Annotated in this window: 20 protein-coding genes and 1 pseudogene; 6 read left to right on the top strand and 15 right to left on the bottom strand. The window is 35.6% G+C overall.

Annotated elements, in window-relative coordinates:
* Positions 1-33: 33 nt before the first annotated feature.
* Complete coding sequence (locus C8D70_RS11065) at positions 34-735, bottom strand: CoA transferase subunit A (protein ID WP_110367351.1); 702 nt, start codon at positions 733-735, stop codon at positions 34-36.
* A 210-nt stretch (positions 736-945) separates the two neighbouring features.
* Complete coding sequence (locus C8D70_RS11070; RefSeq protein WP_110367352.1) at positions 946-3,684, bottom strand: fibronectin type III domain-containing protein; 2,739 nt, start codon at positions 3,682-3,684, stop codon at positions 946-948.
* 294 nt (positions 3,685-3,978) lie between these two features.
* Between C8D70_RS11070 and rplS the strand changes: the two genes are divergently transcribed.
* Positions 3,979-4,335, top strand: coding sequence for a 50S ribosomal protein L19 (rplS, locus tag C8D70_RS11075; RefSeq protein ID WP_002980648.1), 357 nt, complete (start codon positions 3,979-3,981; stop codon positions 4,333-4,335).
* A 69-nt stretch (positions 4,336-4,404) separates the two neighbouring features.
* Here the strand turns inward: rplS and C8D70_RS11080 are convergent, their stop codons facing one another.
* Entirely contained in the window at positions 4,405-4,872 is a 468-nt protein-coding gene (locus tag C8D70_RS11080; RefSeq protein ID WP_110367353.1) for an SRPBCC family protein, read from the bottom strand.
* 148 nt (positions 4,873-5,020) lie between these two features.
* Positions 5,021-5,803: an AraC family transcriptional regulator gene (locus tag C8D70_RS11085; protein WP_110367354.1), complete on the bottom strand. Its 783-nt coding sequence runs from the start codon at positions 5,801-5,803 to the stop codon at positions 5,021-5,023.
* Positions 5,804-5,879: 76 nt separating this feature from the next.
* Here C8D70_RS11085 and C8D70_RS11090 point away from each other — a divergent pair, with 76 nt between their 5' ends.
* Positions 5,880-7,022, top strand: coding sequence for an MFS transporter (locus tag C8D70_RS11090; RefSeq protein WP_110367366.1), 1,143 nt, complete (start codon positions 5,880-5,882; stop codon positions 7,020-7,022).
* A gap of 48 nt (positions 7,023-7,070) precedes the next feature.
* On the opposite strand, the gene C8D70_RS11095 is transcribed toward C8D70_RS11090, so the two are convergent.
* The 4 genes from C8D70_RS11095 to rpsA form a co-directional block, all read right to left on the bottom strand.
* Entirely contained in the window at positions 7,071-8,042 is a 972-nt protein-coding gene (locus C8D70_RS11095; protein WP_410493709.1) for an alpha/beta fold hydrolase, read from the bottom strand.
* Between the two features lie 110 nt (positions 8,043-8,152).
* Positions 8,153-9,130, bottom strand: coding sequence for an EamA family transporter (locus C8D70_RS11100; protein ID WP_076597119.1), 978 nt, complete (start codon positions 9,128-9,130; stop codon positions 8,153-8,155).
* A gap of 125 nt (positions 9,131-9,255) precedes the next feature.
* Positions 9,256-11,886, bottom strand: coding sequence for a T9SS-dependent M36 family metallopeptidase (locus tag C8D70_RS11105; protein WP_228408015.1), 2,631 nt, complete (start codon positions 11,884-11,886; stop codon positions 9,256-9,258).
* 381 nt (positions 11,887-12,267) lie between these two features.
* Positions 12,268-14,058: a 30S ribosomal protein S1 gene (gene rpsA, locus C8D70_RS11110; RefSeq protein WP_076597121.1), complete on the bottom strand. Its 1,791-nt coding sequence runs from the start codon at positions 14,056-14,058 to the stop codon at positions 12,268-12,270.
* 503 nt (positions 14,059-14,561) lie between these two features.
* On the opposite strand from rpsA, the gene C8D70_RS11115 reads away from it, so the two are divergent.
* Positions 14,562-15,869, top strand: a complete 1,308-nt coding sequence (locus C8D70_RS11115; RefSeq protein ID WP_110367357.1) for a DEAD/DEAH box helicase — start codon at positions 14,562-14,564, stop codon at positions 15,867-15,869.
* Between the two features lie 85 nt (positions 15,870-15,954).
* Here the strand turns inward: C8D70_RS11115 and C8D70_RS11120 are convergent, their stop codons facing one another.
* A complete protein-coding gene (locus C8D70_RS11120) occupies positions 15,955-16,848 on the bottom strand; it encodes an SMP-30/gluconolactonase/LRE family protein (RefSeq protein ID WP_110367358.1) in 894 nt (297 codons plus the stop codon).
* A 252-nt stretch (positions 16,849-17,100) separates the two neighbouring features.
* Between C8D70_RS11120 and ccoG the strand changes: the two genes are divergently transcribed.
* Positions 17,101-18,543, top strand: a complete 1,443-nt coding sequence (gene ccoG, locus C8D70_RS11125; protein ID WP_110367359.1) for a cytochrome c oxidase accessory protein CcoG — start codon at positions 17,101-17,103, stop codon at positions 18,541-18,543.
* 166 nt (positions 18,544-18,709) lie between these two features.
* Here the strand turns inward: ccoG and C8D70_RS11130 are convergent, their stop codons facing one another.
* Positions 18,710-19,591: an AraC family transcriptional regulator gene (locus C8D70_RS11130; protein ID WP_076597125.1), complete on the bottom strand. Its 882-nt coding sequence runs from the start codon at positions 19,589-19,591 to the stop codon at positions 18,710-18,712.
* A 209-nt stretch (positions 19,592-19,800) separates the two neighbouring features.
* Here C8D70_RS11130 and C8D70_RS11135 point away from each other — a divergent pair, with 209 nt between their 5' ends.
* Both C8D70_RS11135 and C8D70_RS11140 read left to right on the top strand, forming a co-directional pair.
* Entirely contained in the window at positions 19,801-20,145 is a 345-nt protein-coding gene (locus C8D70_RS11135; protein ID WP_076597126.1) for a MerR family transcriptional regulator, read from the top strand.
* Between the two features lie 528 nt (positions 20,146-20,673).
* On the top strand, positions 20,674-21,081 hold the full coding sequence (locus C8D70_RS11140) for a helix-turn-helix domain-containing protein (protein WP_110367360.1): 408 nt from the start codon (positions 20,674-20,676) through the stop codon (positions 21,079-21,081).
* A gap of 201 nt (positions 21,082-21,282) precedes the next feature.
* Here the strand turns inward: C8D70_RS11140 and C8D70_RS11145 are convergent, their stop codons facing one another.
* The 5 genes and pseudogenes from C8D70_RS11145 to C8D70_RS11165 form a co-directional block, all read right to left on the bottom strand.
* Complete coding sequence (locus C8D70_RS11145) at positions 21,283-21,774, bottom strand: hypothetical protein (RefSeq protein ID WP_110367361.1); 492 nt, start codon at positions 21,772-21,774, stop codon at positions 21,283-21,285.
* Positions 21,746-22,846 carry an RHS repeat protein gene (locus C8D70_RS21245; protein ID WP_110367362.1) on the bottom strand — a complete coding sequence of 367 codons (1,101 nt, stop codon included), beginning with the start codon at positions 22,844-22,846 and terminating at the stop codon, positions 21,746-21,748. The genes C8D70_RS11145 and C8D70_RS21245 overlap by 29 nt, the downstream gene beginning before the upstream one ends.
* A gap of 96 nt (positions 22,847-22,942) precedes the next feature.
* Positions 22,943-23,335, bottom strand: coding sequence for a hypothetical protein (locus tag C8D70_RS11155; protein ID WP_110367363.1), 393 nt, complete (start codon positions 23,333-23,335; stop codon positions 22,943-22,945).
* Between the two features lie 24 nt (positions 23,336-23,359).
* Entirely contained in the window at positions 23,360-24,400 is a 1,041-nt protein-coding gene (locus tag C8D70_RS21250; protein ID WP_317047793.1) for an RHS repeat-associated core domain-containing protein, read from the bottom strand.
* A 676-nt stretch (positions 24,401-25,076) separates the two neighbouring features.
* Positions 25,077-25,259 (bottom strand): annotated as a pseudogene (locus tag C8D70_RS11165) (IS256 family transposase); the annotation flags it as partial.

Below are 25,259 nucleotides of genomic sequence, written 5' to 3' on the forward strand. Positions count from 1 at the left end.
AATATTCAGCGCTTTTATTTTTATTGTTTGAGCTTATTCTTTAGTTCTTACGGTTCTCTGCTCAATTCTTTTTTCAAATTTTTCTCCCTGGAAGATTCTCTGAATCATAATTCCCGGAATATGAATTTCGTTTGGATCTAATTGTCCCGGTTCTACCAATTCTTCTACTTCAGCAATGGTAATCTTTGCAGCACCCGCCATTGGATGGTTGAAGTTTCTTGCAGATCCCTTGAAGATAAGATTTCCGGCATGATCACCTTTCCAGGCTTTTACGATAGAAAAGTCTGCATCGTAAGCATACTCCAGAATATGAGGTTTTCCTTTGAATTCTTTTACCTCTTTACCTTCCGCTACTTCAGTTCCGTAACCTGCCGGTGTGTAAAATGCCGGAATTCCGGCCTGGGCAGCTCTGCATTTTTCAGCTAAAGTTCCCTGCGGAGTAAGTTCTACATCCAGTTCCCCTGAAAGCATCTGTCTTTCAAACTCAGCATTTTCTCCTACATATGAAGAGATCATTTTCTTGATCTGTCTTTTGTGAAGCAGTAATCCTAATCCGAAATCATCCACTCCTGCATTATTTGAAATACAGGTAAGATCTTTCACATCACTTTCTACCAAAGCATTGATTGAGTTTTCAGGAATTCCGCAAAGTCCGAATCCGCCAAGCATCAGTGTCATTCCATCATTAATTCCTTCGATGGCCTCCTTTGCATTTTTTACTCTTTTATCTATCATGAAATATTAGATTTTTCTGTTGGCTAAATTTAATAAATTTTCCGGGATATCCGGTGAACGGAAATAGTAGTGAATTTTACTTTTTTTCAAAACACCACCCTCATGTATTTAAACATCTAACAATCATGAAACTACATTCAAAACACAACAAATAAAAAAGAGACCATCATTTCTGATAGTCTCTCTATTACAATTGTATTAAGTGTTCCTTTACTGAATAATCAGCTTTAAAGTAAACAGTTTTCTTCCGTGTACTTTTACATAATAAACGCCTGCAGGAAGATTTTCATTTACCAAAGAAAAGCGTTGGTTATTGATATTTCTCGAAACGTACAATAATTCTCCTGAAGCTGAAACCAGTTCTATTTTTTCAATCGGATAATCGCTTTTAATAAAAGTAGGATGCCCAGGTTTGGTTGGGTTTGGATACAACACTACATTTTTCTCTGTACTTCTTGTTTCTTCAGTTCCCAAAGTAGGTGAAGCCACCTGAAACTGTACTCTGTTTGAAACTTCTGTATAGGAATCATTGGTAAACATTACCATGTAGTAATTTCCTGGTGTTGCTGGTACCGCTGTTCCCTGAATGGTTTTTGTTCCCTGAGTTACCCCATCAAAATAGGTATAAGAAACAAAATTATCATCGGGTATCTGAACACTTTGAGGATAGATTCCCAGCCAGTCTTTGATGATTCCCGGAGAATCCGTCCATGAAGCTGTAATATTTTCACCCAAAGTATATACCGATTTGTTGATCCAAAGATCTGTAACAATATCTCCTACTTTGAAGAATACCTTCTCTCCGATTCCGTTATATCCATCTTCCAACAAATACTGAGCATAATAATATCCTTTTGGAAGTCCTGTAAAATTCAATGTTCCGGCTGCAGTTGTTACATAACTCCATTTGATAGAGGCAGTCGTTCCCGGAGTCTGTCCCATTTTATAAATTCCGATCCAGTCTTTCTGTAAATTGGGACCATCTGTAAAATTGATGACAACCGTTCCTCCTACGGGATACGTATCAGCGGTAGTCTGTAACTGTACTTTGGGTCCTACATAAAAGTTTTTCCTAGGGGTGATTTCCGTATATCCTCCATTGGCAAAGAATCCTGCAAAATACTGACCTTTATTAGCCAGACCATTATTGAACGTTACTGTTCCCGCAGTCTGTCCATTTGTATAAATATAACCTTGTGAATTGGCAGATGCCGGAGTTTGTCCCTTTTTATAGATTCCTACCCAATCCTGCTGATTTCCCGGACCGCCTGTAAATGTAGCGGTGATTGCTTCATTTTGGGCATATTCTGTTTTGTTTAAAGTAAATGTAGGATTTGAAACCACACTTCCTGTAATTTCGAACTGCTTCACATCACTCCAGTCACTCCATTCCAGGTTTCTGTCTCTGTAACGTGTTTTTACGTAATAGATTCCGTTGGGAATAGAATTCGCAGCCAGTGTTGCTTTTGTGATGTCTACTCCATCATTCAGGTTTTTGGTTTTATCCGGAGTTCCGTTTCCGTCTTTTCCGAACCAGTTTTCAAAATCGCGGTAAAATTCTTTCTCAATCACAGAAAAATTTGAGGCTTTACTGATCTGGAACTGTGTTGTATTTAAAAGTTCTCCGTTAGAAGATGAAAACGTACTTCCATTCAATGTTAAAGGTAATGTAATTGGACCTGAGAATGTATTTGTAATGGAGGGTTTTGCCGGTTTAGGCTGATTTTTATACCTGTGAAAAGAATCTACCAATACATTGTTTTTCTTGTTGTAAACTCCGCCTATTGAATAACATTCAACATCTACTTTTCCGGTTGGGACATCTACTTCCACTATCTGATAGGTCCAGTCTGTCAAAGTTTTCTGAACATCATCAAAATCCTGTTCATTAGACATTCCCCAATATTGATCCCAGGCTGTTCCTCCGGAAATAATCTGATAATTTGGTGTATTTTTAAGCTGTCCTCTGTGATACAGATGGTGATGTGCTCCTACATGCATTAGATATTTGTCAGAAGTTACCAGAAGCGGTACAGCATTTTCTCTTACCCAGGTAGAAATATCGCCTACATACTGCTCAGCCTGATATGGTCTGTGGCTCAAAGAAATAATCCAGTCTACTGTAGAATCATTGTTGGCTGCCGTTAAGATCTGCTGAAGCCATGTCTGCTGTGCTGATCCGGTATGTTCGGAACTTAAACTTACAAACAATACATTTCCTGCCTGCTGGGCATAATAATTCTCATTTCCAGAACTTATCCCTTTATAACTGATTTCATCAATATAAAAATGGGCATAGTAAGAATTCATTCCCATCGTTCCGTAGGTTTCATGGTTTCCTACCGTTGTCTGAATAGGCAGATAAGGTGATAATTTGATATTCTTTTTAAAGTGAACATTTTCATAGTGGTCCAATGTACCTACGTCTACCTGGTCACCTACCATAAAAGTAAGCGCAATATTATCGGAAGGATCTGATGTAGCCCCGAATTTTTCCTTTAGTTTTTTATAGGCATTCAAAGTAAGTGTATCATACCTCGGTTCTGCTTTGATCTGGTTGTCTCCCATAATAAGGAAACGGATCTTTCCATTGGCAGTTACAGCCTGTCCTGGTAAAGGAAGTGTTCTGAAATTATAAACGGCCGACTCACTGGTTCCGGTTTTGATCTTATAATAATATTTGGTATTCGGCTGAAGGTTGGTAATCTTTGCGGTGTGATAATAATAATTGTTGTTGTATCCGGTATCCGAGAAGATATTGGTAGTTCCGGTTACTGTCACGTTCAGATTTGCCGGAGAATCTCCGTAGATTAAGGTTGTTTCATTATTGGAAGCTGTTTTCCAATTGACGATCATAGAATTCGGAGTCGGGTTTTGTAAATAAGGATACAAAGCCTGCCCGAAAGCCATCTGGACCGCGAAACAAAAAAAGAAAAAATAATGTTTCATAATAGCTTTAATTTTAAAATAACATATAGTTTTAAGTTGTGAATCAGGAATTTAAAAAACTGTTATCTGGATTTTTTACTTCGGGCAAAAGTAGAATTCCCATATAAACTCTGTCTGATGGTACTTTAAAGAAACCGTTAATTTTTTAGCGAAACCGGAATGAAAAAATTATAGTTTTTAGTACATTAAATATTTGGAATATTCAAAAACTATTTTGTACATTTGCAACCTGTTATTCAACCTCTGACGAAGAACGTGTAAGTTGCTTAGCTTTAACATTTTATTTTATTAATAATGGATTTATTAAAGTACGTACAAGACAAGTACATTGCGAAAAAAGAATTCCCTGAATTCAAAGCAGGTGATACAATTACTGTGTATTACGAAATTAAGGAAGGACAAAAAACCAGAACTCAGTTCTTCAAAGGAACAGTTATCCAATTAAGAGGTACTGGTTCTACAAAAACTTTCACTATCAGAAAAATGAGTGGTGATGTAGGTGTAGAAAGAGTATTCCCTATTAACATGCCTGCACTTCAAAAAATCGAAGTTGATAGAAGAGGTAGAGTTAGAAGAGCTAGAATTTACTACTTCAGAGACCTTAGAGGTAAGAAAGCAAGAATCAAAGACGCTGCTTACAAGAAGAAATAATTCAGACAACAATACATACAAAAAGAGGCTGTTTACTTATAAACAGTCTCTTTTTTTTTCAATATTTTTTTACTTTTTATAGGGAGTTCCTTTTCCGGTTTCCAGAAACTTTTTCAGACTGCCAAGAAATTGCAGCCAGCCACCCGAGCAGATCTCATAACACTCAATATCCGGATTCAGGCCGATATGAGTAAGTTTTATCTGAATAATTTCTTTCTTTTCCTTTATTTCCCAGACAATTGTTGTCCCGATCCATTCTGTCTGGTTGTTTAATTCGGGAAGAGCAATTAATGAGTCTTCAACCAGCCACACAATTTTTGTATTGTGAGTTAATTCCTCTACCCGCATTGTTTTGTGAATCTGATCTCCAAATCTTATAGTGAAAAGATTTCCAACCTTGGAAGAGGAACCTTCAAACAATTCAGTCCACCAAAGAGGAATTTCATAAGTCAAAGCATAATATACTTTATCTGCAGTAGTGTTGACCTCAAGTATATGCATGTAATTCTCAACACTATTTGTATTAATCGTTTTCATAAAATTATTGTATTGGTAGTACAATTTTATGAAATTTACTATGAATCATACTTTTCATAGGACAAGAAATATTGTATGACACCAACCGTGTCAAGGTTGTAAACCTTGACACGGTTCACAATCGTACTTTTTATAAGCTGCACAAAGACTATTCATTCTTCATAAGATACTGCAAAGGTGTTGAGCCTGTCTGTTTTTTGAAAAACTCAATAAAAGCACTGTCTGATGAAAAGTCCAGGATATGCGACACCTCTCCTATTGAATTTCCTTCCACCAAAAGCTCAATAGACCTTTGCAACCTCCATTGCTGTCTCCAATCCTGGTAAGATAGTCCGGTTTCTTTTTTAAAAATACGACTGATTGTTTTATCCACTGCTCCGGTTTTTGCTGCAAGATCTTTCAGCATTGGAGGCATGGAATAACGTTGTGTCCATTCTTCAACTGTTTTTTTAAAACGTCTGTCCTGTGGCATTGTAAGTGTCAGTTTTTCTTCCGGAGCCCTTTGCATTTCATCCCAGAATACTTTTAAAAGATTGGTTTGATCATTTTTGAGAGCTGACCATTCCCAACAACAAATCCTTTCTATAATTTCTTTTAACAAGGTATTGACATGAAGAACTTTCAGATCCGGTTTTATATACTTTTTGGAATAATCTTCATCAAAATAAATGGATCTGTAGGCCACAATATTTCTGAAATTCACTCGATGAACTTCACGGGCAGGAATCCAAAGCATCCTGAACGGAGGAAGAACCAGCTGTCTGTCAGAAGTTGTAACCGTCATACAGCCGGATGGCGCATATAACAATTGGGCTTTTGTTGTATGGAAATGAAAACCAGAATCATGCATCACCATGTCAGAAGCTATTCCAATTACTTTTTCCGGTATTGAATCTGCATCAAAGTATTGATTTTGTTTCAGCACAGCCATGTCCTATTTCTGATATTTTTTGTTTTTATATCATTATAAATATACAGTATTTTTTGGAAACTTTGCAGAAAAAAAAATGAAAAAGACAAATCCTATCTGGCTGCTGACGGTTCTTGTGATGCTTCCGCAGTTTGTGGAAACCATCTACAGCCCTGTTTTGCCCATGGTACAGGAACAGTTTCGAGTACATGAAGAAGCAGTTACCTTAACAATCAGTTTATATTTTATAGCATTTGCACTGGGTGTGGCATTCTGGGGAGTGCAATGTGACAGGATCGGAAGGAAAAAATCATTGGAATACGGCCTCATCACCTATGGAATCGGAACTTTGACTGCTGTTTTTGCTCCTGATTTTATAATCCTTCTTGGAGCGAGAATTATTTCTGCATTTGGAATTTCTGTAGGTTCCATTGTGACGCAGACCATTTTAAGAGACACTTTTGACAAAGATAATCTCAGTAAAGTATTTTCCTGGATCGGAATCGGGTTATCCATAAGTCCAGTAATAGGAATGATTACAGGTTCAATACTGGCTTCCTCCGGCGGACATCAAGGTGTATTTATTACATTGTTTATCATAAGTATAATTTTTTTAATACTTTCCAGAAAAAAAATTTCAGAAACTCATCATTTCACAAAGGAAATTAACCTGAAGGTTTTGGTGAGCTTACTTATGCGAATGTTTCGGGACCAGGAAATTATCAGGTGCTGCCTGCTGATCATGAGCTTTAATGTTCTGTTATTTTCATACTATTCACTCGCTCCATTTATCTTTAAAGAAAATCATTATTCCTCTTATGTTTTTGGATACAGCAGTATAATACTGGCTTGCGGCACCTTTGCAGGAGCAAAGCTTAACAGATTTCTGTTACTGAAGAATATACATCCTGAATATTTAATTAAAATGAGTACATTTTCCACATTAGCTGCTTCTGTTTTTATCTGGATTCTGGCAGGTACAGGAATTTATTTTATTATTCCCTATTTCTTCATTGTGATGGCATTCAGCATTGCGATTCCCAATATTTTAAGTACTGCATTGATTCATTATAAGAACGAAACAGGGAGTGCCGGTGCTTTATTAGGATTAATTTATTATGTTCTGATAGGCTTAGGATTGGTAAGTATTGGATTTATACAGAATCTGGGAATTTCCTGTGTACTGTTTTCAGGAATTGGAGTTTGTACTTTATTCTTCCTTGAAAATAAGAAACATTAAGTTTAACTATTTTTTATTAAACTTAATGTTTCAAATATTTTTATTCTTTTACTGTATAAAATTGTACAGTGCTTCAAAAAATTTCGGGTATACTTCTATATGAGGAAGATGACCTACATTATCAATCTCTACCAGCTTTGAACCTGCAATTTCACGTTGGGTTTTCTTTCCCAATTCCTGATATTGACCCATTTTCGGCTGAAGTTCTTTAGGTGCCCGGTCCTTTCCTATTGCTGTCCTGTCTCTTGTTCCAATAATAAGCAATGTGGGAACTTTAATATTTTTAAATTCATAACATACCGGCTGATTGTAAATCATATCCGAAGTAAGTGCTGCGTCCCAGGCTACCTGAGGATACTCTTTATGAAGTGTCCATCCTGCAATTAAGTCAAGCCAGGGTTGGTATTCTTCCTTCCATTTGTTGTCGTAATAGAATTTCAGCTGATAATTTTTATAGGTTTCCGCTGTATTTTTAAGTTCAGACTGATAGGCCTGATCTATGGTCTGGTAGGCTGCAAAAGTCTTATAGTCTTCCAATCCGATCGGGTTTTCCAGAATCAGTTTCTGTACTTTTTCAGGGTATAACAATGTAAATCTGGTCGCTATCATTCCTCCCATTGAATGTCCCAGTACTATGGCTTTATCTATTTTCAGTTCATCCAGAACTGCTTTTGTATTTTCTGCCAGCTGCGAAAATGAAAACTGGTACGCATGAGGTTTTGAGGATTTTCCAAATCCTATCTGATCAGGAATCACTACTCGGAATCCTTTAGCAGAAAGATCTTTAGCCGTTCTTTCCCAATAAGCTCCGTTAAAGTTTTTGCCGTGGAGAAGCATAATAGTTCTTCCATTGGATTTTTGTGGCTGTATATCCATATAGGCCATTTTCAAATTTTCACCCTGAGACCTGAAACTAAGAAAATGTACTTCATAAGGATATTGATAATCAGAAAGCATTGCATCCAGAGGCTTTATCTGTGAAAATATAAAACCAGAGACCGACAAAGCAAATGCGGTCATTATATTTCTGATATGTTTCATGAGACTTTATTTTAGGGATTAAAATTAAAAAAACCGTTCCTTTTGGAGCGGTTTCAATTGTTATTTTTAGTTAAATATTTTTTATATAATTATGCCATTGAAACATCTTTTTCTTTTTTTGAAGGTAAATTCATCAAAACAATTGCAAAAAGAATCAGGACAATTCCTACCCACTGGATGAAAAATACTTTCTCTCCCAGCAAAACAAAAGCCATGGTAACGGAAACCGGAAGTTCCAGTGATGAAACAATACTTCCAAGTCCCAATCCTGCATTGGGAAACCCAACATTGAATAAGATGGGTGGAATAATCGTTCCAAAAAGGGCTAATACAAAGCCATATGTAAGGAATATTGAATAATTAAAGGGATGAATATGTTCTGTATTATCTGTAAAATTCAGGTATAAGGATTTTAAACCATCAAAATACATGGGTCCTATCTGAGCAAAGAATAAAAATGCAAATACCACTACTGAGCCTCCTGCCAGCATAATAATACTCTTCCTGAAAACCGGAAGATGAGTAGCCAGCGTATTAGAGGTGAACATCGTCAAAGTATATGAAGCGGCTGCCATAAGCCCCCAGAATACTCCGTGCCAGTCTAGTTCTATTTCCATATTAATAAGATTGGTTGCCAGAACTGTTCCCAACAAAACGATAACCACAGAAACCACTTTTCTTGCGTTGGGTAATTTTTTAGTAAGGATACTTTCTACCACTACACTGAACCATACCGACTGCATCAGTAATACAATAGCAATAGAAACATTGATATATTGTACCGCAATATAGTAGAATAAACTTGTTCCCCCCAAGGAAGTTCCTGCAAGCAAGAGCAATCTTACTTCTTTAGAACTTGGCAGCGATAATTTCTGCTTTGAGGTTAGGGTCTGAATAAAGTTGAGGATCAAAAGTCCTGTCAAACCTAATACGAATTGGGAAGTAGTTACTTCTGAGGTTGTAAAACCATCGTGATAAGCCATTTTTACAAAAGTGGCCAACATACCGTATATACTAGCTCCAATTCCTACAAATAAAACACCTTTTAGTATATTTTTCTTCTTCATAATTTTTTAACAGCCTGCAAAGGTACAACATATAAATTAAACCTATCTGAAGTGTTATGGTGATAGATAAATAAAATCGCCACAAGCTTGCTTGTGGCGATTTTGAGATTAATTATAAAAGTAAATTATTTTTTAACCATTACTTTTGAAGAAGCTTCAAAACCAAGTCCTTTGATTTTAACCATATAAGTTCCGTTGACAAGATTACTTGTAGAAATTGCTTTCTTAGCATCCGGTGAAATTTTATCTTCAGAAGAAACCAGCTTTCCAGACATATCATACAGTTCTACGCTTACTTTCCCTAAAGTATTGCTTGGGAATTTGATATAGAACTCATCTTTAGCCGGGTTTGGATAGATAGAAATATTATTGTTCTTATCTGCCTTTACATCATTGGTAGCCAATAAACATGCTTCCGGAACGTTAAAGTCCTGAACCTGATCATTGATATTATTTTTAGCGCCTGCTGATGCATTCACTCCTAAACCTCTTCTTGCAAAAACTCCCCAGATCATACATTTATCCTGTCCCTGAGTAGTTGCCATCTCAGCTGCCAATATTGCATTTCTTCCATCAATAAAGCTAGGATTACAGCCCTGAAGTTTAAGAGCATCTGTTACTAACTGTAATACTTTTGTGCTTCCGTTTGGTGTCGCTGATAATACATCTGAAGCATAACCATATTTTTCAACATATTTCCAGTGAAGATCCCATAACATTGTTGCCCAGACAAAACCAATTGAGTGTACATCCGGAACAATTGCTGATCCGTTATTGTATTCCATTCCGTTGGTATTTCCGTATGTAAATCCGTTAACCGTTAAATTTGTAGAATATTTTGCAGGTCTGATACCGCCACCTGTAATAGGCTGTCCTATTGCATAAGTACCAGTACCTCTCGCTACTGTTGCATCGTCTCCAGCTTTGTTAGTCAGCATTAAAGCAAAGAAGTCAGACCATCCTTCTCCCATCTGCTCTTTACTTACTCCTGAATTCAGACAGTTGTATCCGGTACCTGTCATTCTGTTGGATATTCCGTGACCATATTCATGGGTTACGATTCCGTTATCAAAGCTTCCGTCAGGAGTCATATTTCCTTTTAAGGTAACATTTACTGTGGTACTTGCCGCAAGCTGAGTTTTGATATATTCTCCTTCTGCATTGTTAATAAGTACCGAAGGAATCGTAATTGTCGGATCATTACCGGCCATATTTCCTATAGTAGCACCATTTGCAACGTTATTATATACAATAGCCGCTTTAGCTCCTGCATCCTGAAGATTTTTTACTTTAATAGCAAAGGAACATGTTCCTCTTTCAACCAGTCCTATTTTATTAGTCAATGAACTTGCAGGTAAAGCCGTACATCCATCTAAAATTGATGAAAGTGCTACATCTCCTGTTAATCCGTTCATAGGTAATGGATTACCGAACTGTGCAGTTCCGGCTCCCGGTGTACGAGTTACAGCCGCACTTGGTGCATTATAGAAAAAGACTCTTCCAACCGGAGACCAAAGATACATCTGCATTCTTCCATTATAACCATCCTGCCCTGAAGAGAAGTTCGCATTATTTAATCCGCTTCCATCCTGCGCCTCTGCATATACAGAATCATCATCTCCTCCAACAGGTCCGTTACCAAAATTGTTCTGCTGGAAATTTCTGGCAGATTCTGTAAATCCAAATTTATAGAAAATGTCATGAATTCTGTTATTCAGATAAAATAAATTTGTAATGGCAGCGTTCCTGTTGTTTAACGGAGTTTCATTGATGTTAAAAGGGAAATCAAAATTTCTTGTTGCCCCTCCGTCTGCCGGAGTTCCTGTAAGATAATCAGGTGCTGTTAAAGCTGTTCCAGCCGAATCTTCATAGGCAAAAACATTATTTCCTCTTGTAATAGTGTAATGATTGGTTCCGTCAGAATGCCATCCTTCAGGAGAAGCACTCAGTATCCAAGGGTTGTTAATAATTGATCTTGAACCAAAAGTGGGTGCCTCAATAGGCAATGGAAACACATTATATGAAGCATTATCAGGTAAAAGCAACGGAATATTATTATTCTGAGCTATATTATTCTGAGGCCCCGCCAAGGTATTTTCAAAATGATCGGCGTGGGTATATTCTGCATCGGATGAATAAGCATCGTGATGAAAATTACAAGATAATGTAAGATTATTTTTCAACAGGATATTTCCATTATTGGCATCTACTACAATATTCCAGTAATTAGGCGATTTTGGCTCCATTAAGGTATATTCATATGCCAAACGCAGGTTTCCGTTCTCATCAGTTGCATATACCAGTCTTTGATTCGCTGAAGTAGCTTTTTTCTGAGTCTTTTCAAGATACTCAAGAATAGTGAAATTCGCAATATCAGGATTCTTCAGATCTTCAGCAATCTTTTGAAGTGCTGTACTTTTACTGATAGCAGCTGTACCTGATGTAGATGCAGTATAATCTTTTACAAAATTATCTGTGTAGTAAACAATTTTATTGTCCTGAATCAATGCTGTTCCTACAGAACTGTATACCGGCAAACCGTTATAAGTCTGTAAAAATTTAACAACATTACCATTCAATGATTTTGAAGGATCTACATTATCAACAATAATATTATTCAGATCAGATTTTTTATATTCCCTTATCTTATTTTGAGAAATATAATCTTTAATCAGTTTTTCATTATCCTGCCCGAACAATATTGCCGGAAATGCAGAAAATACCGCAAATAAAATAGGTAGAGATTTATTTTTCATATCCATTATTAAAGCCGCTAATCTACAAATAATTCACATAACTTTAATAATTTTCATAGTAAAAATTAAACCATAAACACATAAAAATAAAAAAAATAACTATAAAATCAATTTACATATTTCTCAATATCGAGAACTTTGAATTATATTTATGCCTAGCACCTTATGTTTGCCATATTATTTATTTTTTTAATACAAACATTTTCTATTCATAAGTCATTTTAATGAATATAAATTTTCGACACCAACAGAAATCAGTTTTTTCTATTTTACCCTATAGTTTTTGTTTTTGAAGGTCATATTACATTTTACACTCCTGCCCTATGCGCATAAAAAAAGCCACTCATTTGAGCGGCTCCTTATTTATCAATGGTTCAAAGATTATTTACCTTCTTCCATTTTTCTTTTCAACTCTGCTAATGCATCGATGTCTCCAAGAGTAGATCTTTCTTCGTTGTTAGAAGAAGAACTTACGTTTCTAGAAGAAGATTCTTTAACGTTTTTCTTTTCTTCGTCTCTGAAGATACCTGTGTGAGATACTACTACTCTCTTGAATTCTTTGTTGAATTCGATTACTTTGAATTGAGCATCTTCACCTTTTTTGATTTTAGATCCATCTTCTTTCTCTAATAATCTTGAAGGGCAGAATGCTTCAACCTCAGCATCTTCGAATTGAACAGAAGCTCCTTTATCGTGAACTTCTACGGCTTTACCAGCGTGGATAGTTCCTTCAGCATATTTGGTTTCGAATTTATCCCATGGGTTTTCAGTCAATTGCTTGTGACCTAGAGATAATCTTCTAGCCTGGATATCTAATTCAAGAACTACAACGTCTAATTTATCACCTACTGCGCAGAACTCAGATGGGTGCTTGATTTTCTTAGTCCAAGAAAGATCAGAGATGTAGATTAATCCGTCGATACCTTCTTCTAACTCTACGAATACACCAAAGTTAGTGAAGTTTCTTACAGTTCCTACATGCTGAGATCCTACAGGATACTTAGCTTCGATGTTTTCCCATGGATCTTTAGACAATTGCTTGATACCAAGAGAAATTTTTCTTTCTTCTCTATCTAAAGTTAATACTTCAGCTTCTACTTCATCACCTACTTTTACGAAATCTCCGGCAGATCTTAAGTGAGTAGACCAAGACATTTCAGAAACGTGGATTAATCCTTCAACACCTGGAGCAATTTCTACGAATGCACCATAGTCAGCAAGAACTACTACTTTTCCTTTTACTTTGTCTCCTACTTTCATGTCAGCAGAAAGAGCATCCCAAGGATGAGCTTCTAATTGCTTCATACCTAACTGGATTCTTGTTTTCTCATCATCGAAATCAAGGATAACCACTTTTACAGTTTGTCCGTCTTCTAGGATTTCAGATGGGTGGTTCACTCTAGACCAAGAAAGGTCTGTAATGTGGATCAATCCATCTACACCTCCTAAGTCAATGAATACACCGTAAGAAGTAATGTTCTTAACAGTTCCTTCAAGAACCTGACCTTTTTCAAGCTGAGCGATGATTTCTTTTTTCTGACCTTCGATATCTGCTTCGATCAATGCTTTGTGAGAAACTACTACGTTTTTGAACTCAGGGTTGATTTTCACAACTTTGAACTCCATAGTTTTTCCTACGAACTGATCGTAATCTTTAATTGGCTTAACGTCAATTTGAGAACCAGGTAAGAATGCTTCGATTCCGTGAACGTCAACGATCATACCACCTTTAGTTCTTGATTTAACAAAACCGTTAACGATTTCTCCAGTTTCGTGAAGCTCGTTTACTTTATCCCAAGCTTTAAGCGTTCTAGCTTTTCTGTGAGATAACTGTAATTGTCCGGTTTTGTCTTCTCTCTTGTCAACCATTACTTCTACCTCGTCACCTACTTTAAGGCCTTGGTTGTAACGGAATTCATTAAGAGAGATAACACCTTCAGATTTGAAGTTGATGTCTACGATAGCTTCTTTATCAGTTAATCTTACAACTTTACCAACTAAAACGTCATTATCGTCCAGGTTGTTTAATGATCCGTTGTAGATTTCTTCTAAATCGCTTTTTTCTTTTCTCGCATCTGCATCAAGACCTGATTCGAATGAATCCCAATCAAATTGTTCTGGTGCTACGTTTTGGTTTAATAAAACCTCTGCTGAATTTGTCTCTTTTGACATTTTCTAATAAAATTTGTATTCCTTCTTTTTTAACGGTTTGAATAAATGCAGATTAAAAAATACGGAAGTAATTAATTGTAAGTAATTTACCCTTCAAACCTTTTCGCCACAAAAGTGGGTGCAAAGATATGAATTTTATTTAAAATAAACAATAGATTCCAGCACGCTGACATCTAACTTATATATTTAAAAATCAACATCTTGATTAAAAGAACGCTTCGGCTGGTCTCAGCATGACATTCTAATACTAACTGTCTTAAATTCAGAATGAGGCAATATCCGCTGTCACACTGAGCATACACTGAAAGTTTACGAAAGCAGTTCCTGAAGTATCCATAATAAGTAGAAGACAAAATGAGATTCTTCATTTCGCTTCGCTTCATTCAGAATGACAGTAATACAGAATTAAAGTAGGCCCACACTATCCTATCCCCTCAAACTCTCAAACCCTCAAACTCTTCCACTCTAAACCCTCAAACTCCAAAATTCACTACCTTTGCAGCATGGAATTACAGCCGATCTATCAAAAACTGCAGATTCAGGATATGAATCAAATGCAGAAATCTACTTATAAAGCCTCTGAAAACAATACAGACATTGTTTTACTCTCTCCTACGGGATCCGGAAAAACGCTAGCCTTTTTATTTCCTGTTCTCAGGAATCTGAAAAAAAATGTTCAGGGTGTTCAGGCATTGATATTGGTTCCGGCCCGGGAACTTGCCTTACAGATTGAGCAGGTTTTTAAATCCATGGGGACAGATTTTAAAGTTTCTGTCTGCTATGGAGGGCATGACAAAAAAATTGAGGTTAATAATCTGATTGAAGCTCCTGCTGTATTGATTGGAACTCCGGGAAGAGTTGTTTACCACTTAAGAAATAACAATTTTGATCCGAAAACGATTAAAACGCTGGTTCTTGATGAATTCGACAAAGCTCTGGAACTGGGTTTTCATGATGATATGGAATTCATTTCCAATTCTCTAAAGGGACTTTCTCAAAGAATTTTAACATCTGCCACAGCTATGGATGAAATTCCGGCTTTTACAGGCTTAAAAGATGAAAAAGTAATCAGCTTCCTTAAAGAAAATGATATAAAACCAGACCTGCAGCTGAGAAAAGTGATGACTATTCCTGAGGAGAAACTGGATACGCTTTTCAATCTGGTTTGTAAAATCGGAAATAAAAGAACTTTGATCTTCTGCAACCACCGTGATGCTGTAGACCGTATTTCTGAACTTCTTCACCAGATGGGAATCGACAGAGAAACTTTCCATGGCGGGATGGAACAGGATGAAAGAGAGCGTGCATTGCTGAAATTCCGTAATGATTCTGCGAGAATCCTTATTACTACAGATCTCGCGGCCCGCGGACTTGATATTCCTGAGGTAGAATCTATTGTTCATTACCAGCTTCCTCCAAAAGAAGATGCCTTCATCCACAGAAACGGGCGTACCGCAAGAATGAACGCCAAAGGTTTTGTTTACCTGATCATGACTGAAGAGGAAAATTTTCCGTTCATTAAAAATGATACTCCTGAAGAAAGTGTTGCCGGATTTACCAGAGTTCCGCAAAAAACACCTTTCCAGACTGTTTACATCAGTGCAGGAAAAAAAGATAAAGTGAATAAAGTAGACATTGTAGGATATTTGCTAAAGAAGGGAGAGCTTCAGAAACAAGATGTAGGAATTATTGAAGTAAAGGACACCACATCCTATGTTGCCGTTGCCAGAAATAAAGTAAATGCTCTTTTAAGAAAACTTCAGAATGAAAAACTGAAAGGTAAGAAAGTGAAAATGGAGATTGCTTATTAGACTTTCCCCTAAATTGTCATTGCGAACGAAGTGAAGCAATCTCATCTGTAATAAAAAGAGGTTGCTTCGTCGCTATGGCATAAAACTATTTAATCCCCCTCACCCTTGTAGGGAAAGTATATACAGATTTTGAGGCAGTAATGAACAGAATATCATTGTTTTTTCCTCCAAAAGCCACGTTGGATGTCCATTTCTCAGGGATAGAAATATGATAGATTTTCTTTCCCAAACGGCTGAAAACATGTACACCGTCTCCTGTCAGATAAAGATTTCCATGCTTATCCAGCTCCATTCCGTCTGAACCCATTTTGCAGAACAGTTTTTTCTCAGACAATTTTCCTTCTCCCAGTATATCATATACATAGGTTTGCCCGGCGTCAATATCAGAAATATATAATTTCTTTAATTTCTCACTTCCTACAATTCCATTGGGCTGTGTGAATGTATCCAGTTTGGTGACTTTTCCTGTCCTATCCCTGTAATAAAGGCTTTTATGCTGGATTTCCTGTTTAAAGCCTATCCAGTAGTCTCTTTCATACAAAGGGTCTGTAAAATACATTCCTCCAAATTCATCATTCCATACATCATTGGGACCGTTCAGTCTTTTCCCTTCAAAACCTTTTAGCAGAATTTCTACTTTTTTATCTTTGGATATCTTCCAGATCTCTCCCTGATCGTCTGAACAGGTAATCAAATACCCATCTTTATCAAAGTGAGTTCCGTTGGCCCTTCCTGTTTTATTTAAAAACTCTATCACCTTATTGCTTTTCCAATCCCAATAATAAATTTTATCGTTAGGCTGATCGGTGAAGTAAACATTCCCTTCTTTATCTGCTGATGGTCCTTCTGTGAAACTGAACTTGTCGGAAACCCTTTCCGGTTGTACTCCTTCATAAAACATTTTACTATAATTTACTGATTGACAGTTTACCAATGCGAAAACCAAACCAATCATACTTATTTTAAAGATATTCTTCATACTTCATTTTTAATGCTGCAATTTACGATATGGAATAAAAGCATCAAAATATTTTCCCATATTGATACAATAAAAACAACAGAGACAAAATGTCCTAATTATCCTATTTTGGAAGTAGATCATATTAGTAATAAAAAGATATAATCCGGAGCTTTGCAATACCAGAATCGATCATTTTTTCATAGAAACATCAATCTGAAAATAAGACCGGTCAGGATGAAAATTGTACCAAAATACTTTATAGCATAAACAATGAGCGCAGAGTCCAACAATATCAAGTCTTTGGAAATTGAAAATGAAGATTTCAGAAATTCCGTGGGAACCATGGATGAAACCGGGAAAAGAAAATGGATTTTCCCAAGAAAACCAAAAGGAAAGTATACCAACTACAGGAATTACACCAGCTATCTTCTTCTTGCTATTTTCTTTGGGCTGCCTTTTGTAAAGATCAATAATAATCCTTTTCTTCTCATTAACGTGATCGACAGAAAGTTTTTTATCCTTGGACAGCCCTTTTATCTGCAGGATTTTTTTATCCTGGCTTTAGGCGCTGTAACTTCTGTCATTTTTGTGATGTTGTTTACGGTCGTTTTCGGAAGAATATTCTGTGGCTGGCTGTGTCCTCAGACTCTTTTTATGGAAATGGTTTTCCGCAAAATCGAATACTGGATTGAAGGTGACCGAAATAAGCAGATGAAGCTGGACAGACAGGAATGGGATGCAGAGAAAATACGAAAAAGATTGACGAAATGGTCTGTTTTCCTTTTAATTTCATTGGTTATTTCCCACTTTATGTTCATGTATATTGTAGGATACGAAGAGGTTTTCCGCATTATGAGGGAAGGACCTGAAGGCAACTCACTGAAGTTTATAGTTATGATCTTCTTTACGCTGGCGTTCTATTTTGTTTTCGCATGGCTTCGTGAGCAGGTTTGTACGCTGGTTTGTCCTTACGGAAGACTGCAAGGAGTATTGATTGACAAGCAGACCATCAATGTATATTATGATTTTAAAAGAGGTGAAGGCCGCGCAAAATGGAGAAATAACGAAGACAGAAAAGCGGCAGGAAAAGGAGATTGTATAGACTGTAACCAATGCGTTGTGGTATGCCCTACAGGGATTGATATCAGAAACGGACAGCAGCTGGAATGTGTGAACTGTACAGCCTGCATCGATGCCTGTGATGAAATCATGGAGAAAGTTGGTTTACCTAAAGGGCTGGTACGTTATGCCACAGAAGCTGAGATTGAAAACCAGGATAAATTCCGCTTTACGCCAAGAATGAAAGCAACAACTGTTATCCTTGCGTTGTTAATTGGATTCCTGGGATTTTTAATGTACGACCGTGGTTCTATGGAAGCCAAATTCATCAAACCGGCAGGTTCTACATTCTTTGTTAAAAACGGTAAAATCACCAACACTTTTATTTATACCCTTCTGAATAAATCCAACGAGAAAAAGACCCTTACCATTAAAGTGATCACGCCCACGAATGCAGAAATAACCTACTTCGGTTCTGAAAAAATCATATTGAAAGGGGATCAGATCCTGAAAGGAAACATCAACATTTCCTTTCCTGAAGACGAAATTAAATTCTCAAAACAAAACATGGTCATCGGAGTATTTGATGAAAAAGGACAGTTGGTAGATTCGTTTGAAACTACTTTTGAAGGACCGTTTAAGTTGGCTCTTTAGGCTGCAGATGATAGATGATAGGTTGCAGGGATTAGAAAAGGTAGTTGATATTTCCCTAATTCCCCTCCGCTGGAGGGGTGGCGAAAATTCAAAGAATTTTTGACGGGGTGGTTTTCAACAGTCTCTCTCCCAAACTTTAAACCTTACACTTTAAATTTTACACTCATTAAGCCTTATATTTCCTCATAAACTGCGTAGGAGTCATTCCGGAACTTTTCCGGAATACTCTTACAAAGTAGGAATATTCTTCATATCCTAAACGGAAAGCAATTTCTACGAGGCTTTCATCCAGATACATGAGCATTCTTTTGGCTTCCAGTACTACTCTTTCTGTAATTATATCAGTAGCCGTTTTCTGAACAACAGTTTGCACAATCCTGTTCAGATGTTTGGATGAGATACCTAATAAAGAAGCATAATAGGTAATGGATTTATGTTTTGTGAAGTTTTGTTCAATCAGATTTTCAAAATCCTGATAATGTTTAAAATAAGAAAGTCCTGCAGCAGAATCCATTGTATCAAAGTCCCTTGAAAACAACCTGGCAGCATTGATGAAAATCTGAGACATCAATGATAAAATCAGACCTTCTTTCATGATACTTTTAGTCTGATGTTCTTCCCCCAATTCCTGAAATAAGCTAATATTTTTCTTAAGCTCACCAGCATCCAACTGCAGTTTTCTCGGAAAAGATACAGACCCGAAAAAGGGAAAATTTCTGAGTTTCTGATTTACATAATGCATTTCATAAAACTCCTGGGAACAAAAGAAAATATACCCATCAATATCCTCCGAAAGCTCCCAGCTGTGAATCTGTCCCGGCGACAGAAAGAAAAGGCTGCCTTCCGAAACTTCATACCTTTGAAAATCTATTTCATGCCCCCCTGTTCCTTTGGTAAAAAGAACCGCAGCATAGAAATCATGTCTGTGAGGCTTTTCTATATGACGATGTCCCACCACCAAATGATTCTTCATTGTGTTAAAATAAAAATCTGAAGTATTTTTACCCGCCTGAAAAAGGTCAATATGAAGGACGGAGATTGGATTCATTTATATGTATATATCGTAAGCATTCACAAATTTAGACAAAAAAGAACCAGTTTATCATGATCCTTTATATCTGCGACAACAAACATTGTTTCTGAATGATAAATTTAACCCCATAAATACCTTTGAAACAAAGTATGACCGCACTTTTTACAATATATTTTGGATTAAACTTTAAAAAATTTTTATCTTTGAAGTTTAGGAGTTGTAAAATGAAAATAAATTTACCTGATAAACTGTATTATTCTATAGGAGAAGTTGCGAAAGCATTCGATGTAAACACTTCATTAATACGTTACTGGGAACAGGAATTCCCTATTATCAAGCCTAAAAAAAACAGAAAAGGAAACCGGTATTTCACTCCTGAAGACATCAAAAATCTTCAGATGATCTACCATCTGGTAAAAGAAAAAGGATACACGCTGGACGGTGCCCGCATCGCTCTGACCACCAACAGTAAAATTTCAGAAACCATCACCCTGATCGACCGCCTGGAGTTTGTAAAAGCTGAACTCATCAAGCTGAAAGAATCTCTAGGAGAAAGAGAGGAAGAATAAATGGTTTGAAAATATAAAAAACCTCCGCTGCAATTCATTGCAGCGGAGGTTTTATGTAAAATCTATCAGAAAATACAATCATCAGCCACTTTCATAAGATACGATCCCCCTTCATCAACTCCTTCTACCCCCTTGGATAAGGGGCTATACCCGGTTATATAAGGGACTGAAGGGCGTTCCATAACGGTCTCCAGCTGCTTGAGTAAAAGGCTGTAGGAAGTTATGAAAACGTTTGAGGCGGTTGTAAAATAGTTATACCTATTTGATAAAGTGCCCGGAGATACTTACCAAAGTGTGTGAAGGCATTTCTTAAATGGCTTCAGGCAGTTTACGAAATGGCTATAACCAATTAATGAGCAGCTGCAGACACTTTCTATAGTGGCCAAAAGCACTTCCGAACCTGTTGAAGACATTTGATACACCAGCTCCCGGCACTTTTACAGGTATAACAGGATATTTTACCGGATATTTTTTAACCTTTACTTTACAGAATGTATTATCTTTGAATCTTCACAAATTGATTAAAGAATGGACTACAAAATACATCAGGGAAGAAATGTAAAACGTTTCAGAGAAATGCTTGGAATAAAGCAGGAAGCATTGGCTCTTGATTTAGGTGAAGACTGGAACCAAAAGAAGATCTCTTTACTTGAACAAAAAGAAACCATTGAAAACCAGTTGCTCGAAAAAATATCCGAAGTGCTGAAAATTCCTGTAGAAGCTTTTCAAAATTTTGATGAGGAGCAGGCTGTGAATGTTATTGCTAATACCTTTGGAGAGCATGCTTTTAGTAACTCTTTTAACTATGGTACAATAAACTTTCATCCAATAGAAAAGTTAATTTCCCTTCACGAAGAAAAAATTGCGTTGTATGAACGCATGCTAAAGGAAAAGGATGAAATGATGAGCAGGCTGGAAAAGCTGCTGGATAAGTAAGAGCGTTTATAAGAAATATGCTTTTAATAAAACGAAAAGAGGCTGTCCAAACTTTTTGGACAGCCTCAATTTTTGCTGATTTTATTCGTACCCTTATACAGGAGGAGTATATGAATATTTGATTCTCAGAGGGTGTATTCGACTTTTAGGACACTCTCTTTGTTTATCTGCCACACGATACAATCGTGCGGGAGCAGGGAACTAAATACATTGATTATTGTAAGAACTAATTTTAATATTTTTTCCATCAAAATAAAGACATCTAAAATGAGGATCATGACGGTCAAAGTTTGGTTTTGAATTTCTGATAATTTTGATTATTTTATCATTCTTATTTTTATAAAAGTCGTTTAAATCTATAAAACTTTTATCACTGTATAGATAAACTGTATCATTTTTTATTATTTCAATACCTTTAACATTTATCATTTTAAGATTAGGTTCATAATCTCCTATTTCAATAAAAATACTATCATTTTTTTTTGTAAAAAAAACACATATATTATTTGATTGAATTGATTGCATTCTTTTCAAATCATCTTTATATAAAAAAATTTCTTTTTTCAACTGTTCATTAATTACTATACTCGGATAGAAATACTCTGTAATTTTTTCTGTTTTATTCTCTGTACAAGAAAACAAAGTAAGGAATAGGAAAATTAATTTATTTCCTTCTAAAAGATGTCGTATCATAATATATAAAATGTGGTCTATTATCTTTATTACCTATATAAATCCAAGGATAAGCCTTAACTTGATTACCATAATTTTGCAATAATGTTTCATGAGATGCTCTATCTCCTTTATTAATTTCATAACGTACACTCCCATCAGAATTAAATCCAGAAGGATAATTAATTGCTTCATATCGCCCTTTAAGCAAATGTTTATTTTCAGGATGGTCATATATTAACATTTGATGTGAATGGCCTGATCCTATTAAATCATAGCCTGAGTCTAAATATTTAAATATTGGACTTAAACTTACTTCATCGTCTTGATGATTACTATTGATTATTGTCACTGAACTGTCTGAAAACCATCCATTTTTAGTTAAATGATTAAAACCCCATTTTTTTTCTGTATTTGCTGCTAAGAAATAGAAATAATTCTTTATTTGCTTTGTGGACACAGAAGAATTTTCAAATGTTATTGTCGTTTCCGTAGGTTTATATTGATTGGAATAACTATCATATTTCATATCTTGACGCAGATTCTTCATAAACTCTTTATTTAGTTTTATAACTTTAGATTTATCCCAATTATACAATCTATCAAAGCTATATTTTGTTTCTGATATTCTTTCAAACTTACCATTTCGATTCAATATATAGTCATCTCCAAATAAATTGGAAGCAAACCCCGTAAAAATATTACCTCCTGAAGATTCAGTACTTGTAGACATTGTTCCTACGTAGGCTTTAAAAGCCTGTTGTGCCATTTCCCCTGAATAAGAAATATCATTCCCATCCGGATCAATCACCATCACAGGATTGTTGATGGCATAATTATAAGGACTCCATGCGCTGTATTTCTCAGACATGGCATCCATAGCACCCCATCTTCCCAAATCGGGCATCAGCATCCTGGCGCCATAATCATACATCCCGGTTTCCTGAAGTTCTTTACCGTTATATTTATAACTGTAGAAACTTCCAAAGTTAGACGTACTGAACGGCCCGGAGATAGGGTTCAGCCCAAAAGGGTAATAGTTGTTGGTATCGATAATTGTAGGAGCGCCTGTGCTACCCTTGGATAAAATAATAGTATTAAAACCACTGCAAAAGCAATGGTTTTAATTTATTATCTGAAAACGAACGAGATGCTCGCACTAGTGGGGACTTTGCTCAGTGTTTTTTTTTTATTCTATAATCTTTTTATAACAATTCTCCCCATCATGGTAGCCAAAGCAAAGTACAATATTCTTATCTTTTTTCTCAAAAAAAGTAGTATAGGTCATATCAGTATCATTCACATCTTCTGGAAAGGCAATTAAATCTTTATCAAAATTTAAATAAAAATCATTAAACTTTATTGTGTTACCTTCTAATTTGTATTTCGAATTATAATTCAATACTTTCTTCCCTTTTATATTGTAAATTACTCTGCTATAAACCCCATCCTTGTTAATCGTTAAAGTGTCATATGTATTCTTGTATGATATGGGTGAATATTTTCCATATATATCTTCATTACTAATATTTTGGCATGAAAATAAAAAAGGTAATAAAATTAAACTTATACTTTTCTTCATATTTATTAATTTAAGTTGTTCGATTTAAAATCTAGGTCTTGTTAGTATAGATGGTGGTGTTACAGCTTGTTTAAAAATGTTCTTTAAGGTTGGGTTAATTACTTTTTTTTGAATTTCGGAGCTGCTTTCAGTCCATATATAAGTCTGATACGTATTTCCAAAGCTTTTTAACTTTCCTTCGGTTCTTTCAAAATTATTTACTGGTAATCTATAAAACAATGACTCTTGTGACTTAGAATCAGTCATTAAAAAAAGTGTTTCATCTCCTAATTTATACCAAGACACATTTGATCTTCCCCACATCTGCTCATACCAATCAAAATTTGCTGTGATGGGGTTAGCTTGAAGATAATCCATTTTAACAACTCCTTTTAGTTCTTTTGAATTCATTGCATCCTTTCTTGCTAAAGAAGAATATGGAGACGATGCTTTGTCTAGAGAAGCAAAAGGTCCATCATTAGAATCATCAAAATCACTAAATAGACTGCGAGCAGGTCCACTTCCTCCAAAATATTCAATTGTTATCGTTCCCCATCCTATATCTTTTCCTCTATGAGTATAACCTCTAATAATAGATTCTCCACCTGTAATAATATTTGAAGCTCCAGTTTGTCGACTAACTACTTTAGTATCTCCATTTCTTTGATGGTAAAAATCTATTTTATTTCCACCTAAGTTACTAATCATCTTGCCATCCTTATCATACTCATTATCCAATCCCGTAAAAATATTACCTCCTGAAGATTCAGTACTTGTAGACATATTCATTTGCAAAGCTCTTCCAAATGCTACTGCTGCATCCCCTGTATAGGTTTGTATATCATTTCCATCCGGATCAATCACCATCACAGGATTGTTGATGGCATAGTTATAAGGAATCCATGCGCTGTATTTCTCAGACATGGCATCCATAGCACCCCATCTTCCCAGATCAGGCATCAGCATCCTGGCGCCGTAATCATACATTCCGGTTTCCTGAAGTTCTTTGCCATTATATTTATTTGTAAGAATAATCACTTCCGGATTAGCTACCAAAACTTCTGAAACACCTGATATGATCTTCAATATTTTAGATAGCCTATTTTCTCTTTTCTTCCGTTCTGGCTATTCACAATATTATCTCAACCTTATATTTTTACAAATGTTTTTAAAATTAGAGCATTAAAAATCAATACTCTAATTTATTACCAACAGGTTTGAAACATTACCAACTATAGAAACTTCCAAATTTTTCACCAACATATTTTAAATACCGAATACGACCTTTATTTTGAATAGTATTTTTTCTCTTTCTTCTGCTTCATTTCATATGTCATTTCAAATACAGATTTCTGTGTTTTTAAATTACCATATATAGGATCTTAAAAAAGCATAAACCAGTATTATCATACAATCAATATAATCCAGTCAGTTAAAGAATTATTTAAAGACCAAGAATAATGAAATAATAAAAAATACAATATAAAAAAGAATAGGAAATAAGGGATAATATATTATATCATAATATCTTTTCTTATAAAGAATTATAAAAATTAATACTGAAATAAAAATATTAACAATTATTAAAATAGGAATTACAGTTGCATGAAACTCATAGTATAATTTTCTATTAAAATCATATTTAAATAGAAAATGAAACATTAAATAAATAAAAATATTTATTAACAACAATAATGATGGTATATATTTAATGAGACACTATCCCACAAAGTGTGTAAGTTAAAAAGTCAGGGCTTGGATTTTATAATCTGAGCCTTTCTTCAAAAATAAGCATAAACTGGTTAAGAACAATACCCCAATTTTGAATTGGCATTGTCCATTTTTTAGTAGCTTCTTTTAAAGCGAGATACACTGATTTCATGACGGCATCATCTGTAGGAAAAGACATTTTGTTTTTGGTGTATTTTCTGATTTTTCCGTTGAG

Source organism: Chryseobacterium sp. CBTAP 102, from assembly GCF_003201365.1.
Taxonomy (GTDB): domain Bacteria; phylum Bacteroidota; class Bacteroidia; order Flavobacteriales; family Weeksellaceae; genus Chryseobacterium; species Chryseobacterium candidae.

Bases quoted from the DNA above. Each gene is read 5' to 3' on its own strand.
- C8D70_RS11145 (WP_110367361.1), bottom strand. From the start codon at position 21,774: ATGATACGACATCTTTTAGAAGGAAATAAATTAATTTTCCTATTCCTT.
- ccoG (WP_110367359.1), top strand. From the start codon at position 17,101: ATGAGCGCAGAGTCCAACAATATCAAGTCTTTGGAAATTGAAAATGAA.
- C8D70_RS11090 (WP_110367366.1), top strand. From the start codon at position 5,880: ATGAAAAAGACAAATCCTATCTGGCTGCTGACGGTTCTTGTGATGCTT.
- C8D70_RS11100 (WP_076597119.1), bottom strand. From the start codon at position 9,130: ATGAAGAAGAAAAATATACTAAAAGGTGTTTTATTTGTAGGAATTGGA.
- C8D70_RS11140 (WP_110367360.1), top strand. From the start codon at position 20,674: ATGGACTACAAAATACATCAGGGAAGAAATGTAAAACGTTTCAGAGAA.
- C8D70_RS11080 (WP_110367353.1), bottom strand. From the start codon at position 4,872: ATGAAAACGATTAATACAAATAGTGTTGAGAATTACATGCATATACTT.
- C8D70_RS11115 (WP_110367357.1), top strand. From the start codon at position 14,562: ATGGAATTACAGCCGATCTATCAAAAACTGCAGATTCAGGATATGAAT.
- C8D70_RS11070 (WP_110367352.1), bottom strand. From the start codon at position 3,684: ATGAAACATTATTTTTTCTTTTTTTGTTTCGCGGTCCAGATGGCTTTC.
- C8D70_RS11095 (WP_410493709.1), bottom strand. From the start codon at position 8,042: ATGACCGCATTTGCTTTGTCGGTCTCTGGTTTTATATTTTCACAGATA.
- C8D70_RS11130 (WP_076597125.1), bottom strand. From the start codon at position 19,591: ATGAATCCAATCTCCGTCCTTCATATTGACCTTTTTCAGGCGGGTAAA.
- C8D70_RS11135 (WP_076597126.1), top strand. From the start codon at position 19,801: ATGAAAATAAATTTACCTGATAAACTGTATTATTCTATAGGAGAAGTT.
- rplS (WP_002980648.1), top strand. From the start codon at position 3,979: ATGGATTTATTAAAGTACGTACAAGACAAGTACATTGCGAAAAAAGAA.
- C8D70_RS11085 (WP_110367354.1), bottom strand. From the start codon at position 5,803: ATGGCTGTGCTGAAACAAAATCAATACTTTGATGCAGATTCAATACCG.
- C8D70_RS11155 (WP_110367363.1), bottom strand. From the start codon at position 23,335: ATGAAGAAAAGTATAAGTTTAATTTTATTACCTTTTTTATTTTCATGC.
- C8D70_RS11105 (WP_228408015.1), bottom strand. From the start codon at position 11,886: ATGAAAAATAAATCTCTACCTATTTTATTTGCGGTATTTTCTGCATTT.
- C8D70_RS11120 (WP_110367358.1), bottom strand. From the start codon at position 16,848: ATGAAGAATATCTTTAAAATAAGTATGATTGGTTTGGTTTTCGCATTG.
- C8D70_RS11065 (WP_110367351.1), bottom strand. From the start codon at position 735: ATGATAGATAAAAGAGTAAAAAATGCAAAGGAGGCCATCGAAGGAATT.
- rpsA (WP_076597121.1), bottom strand. From the start codon at position 14,058: ATGTCAAAAGAGACAAATTCAGCAGAGGTTTTATTAAACCAAAACGTA.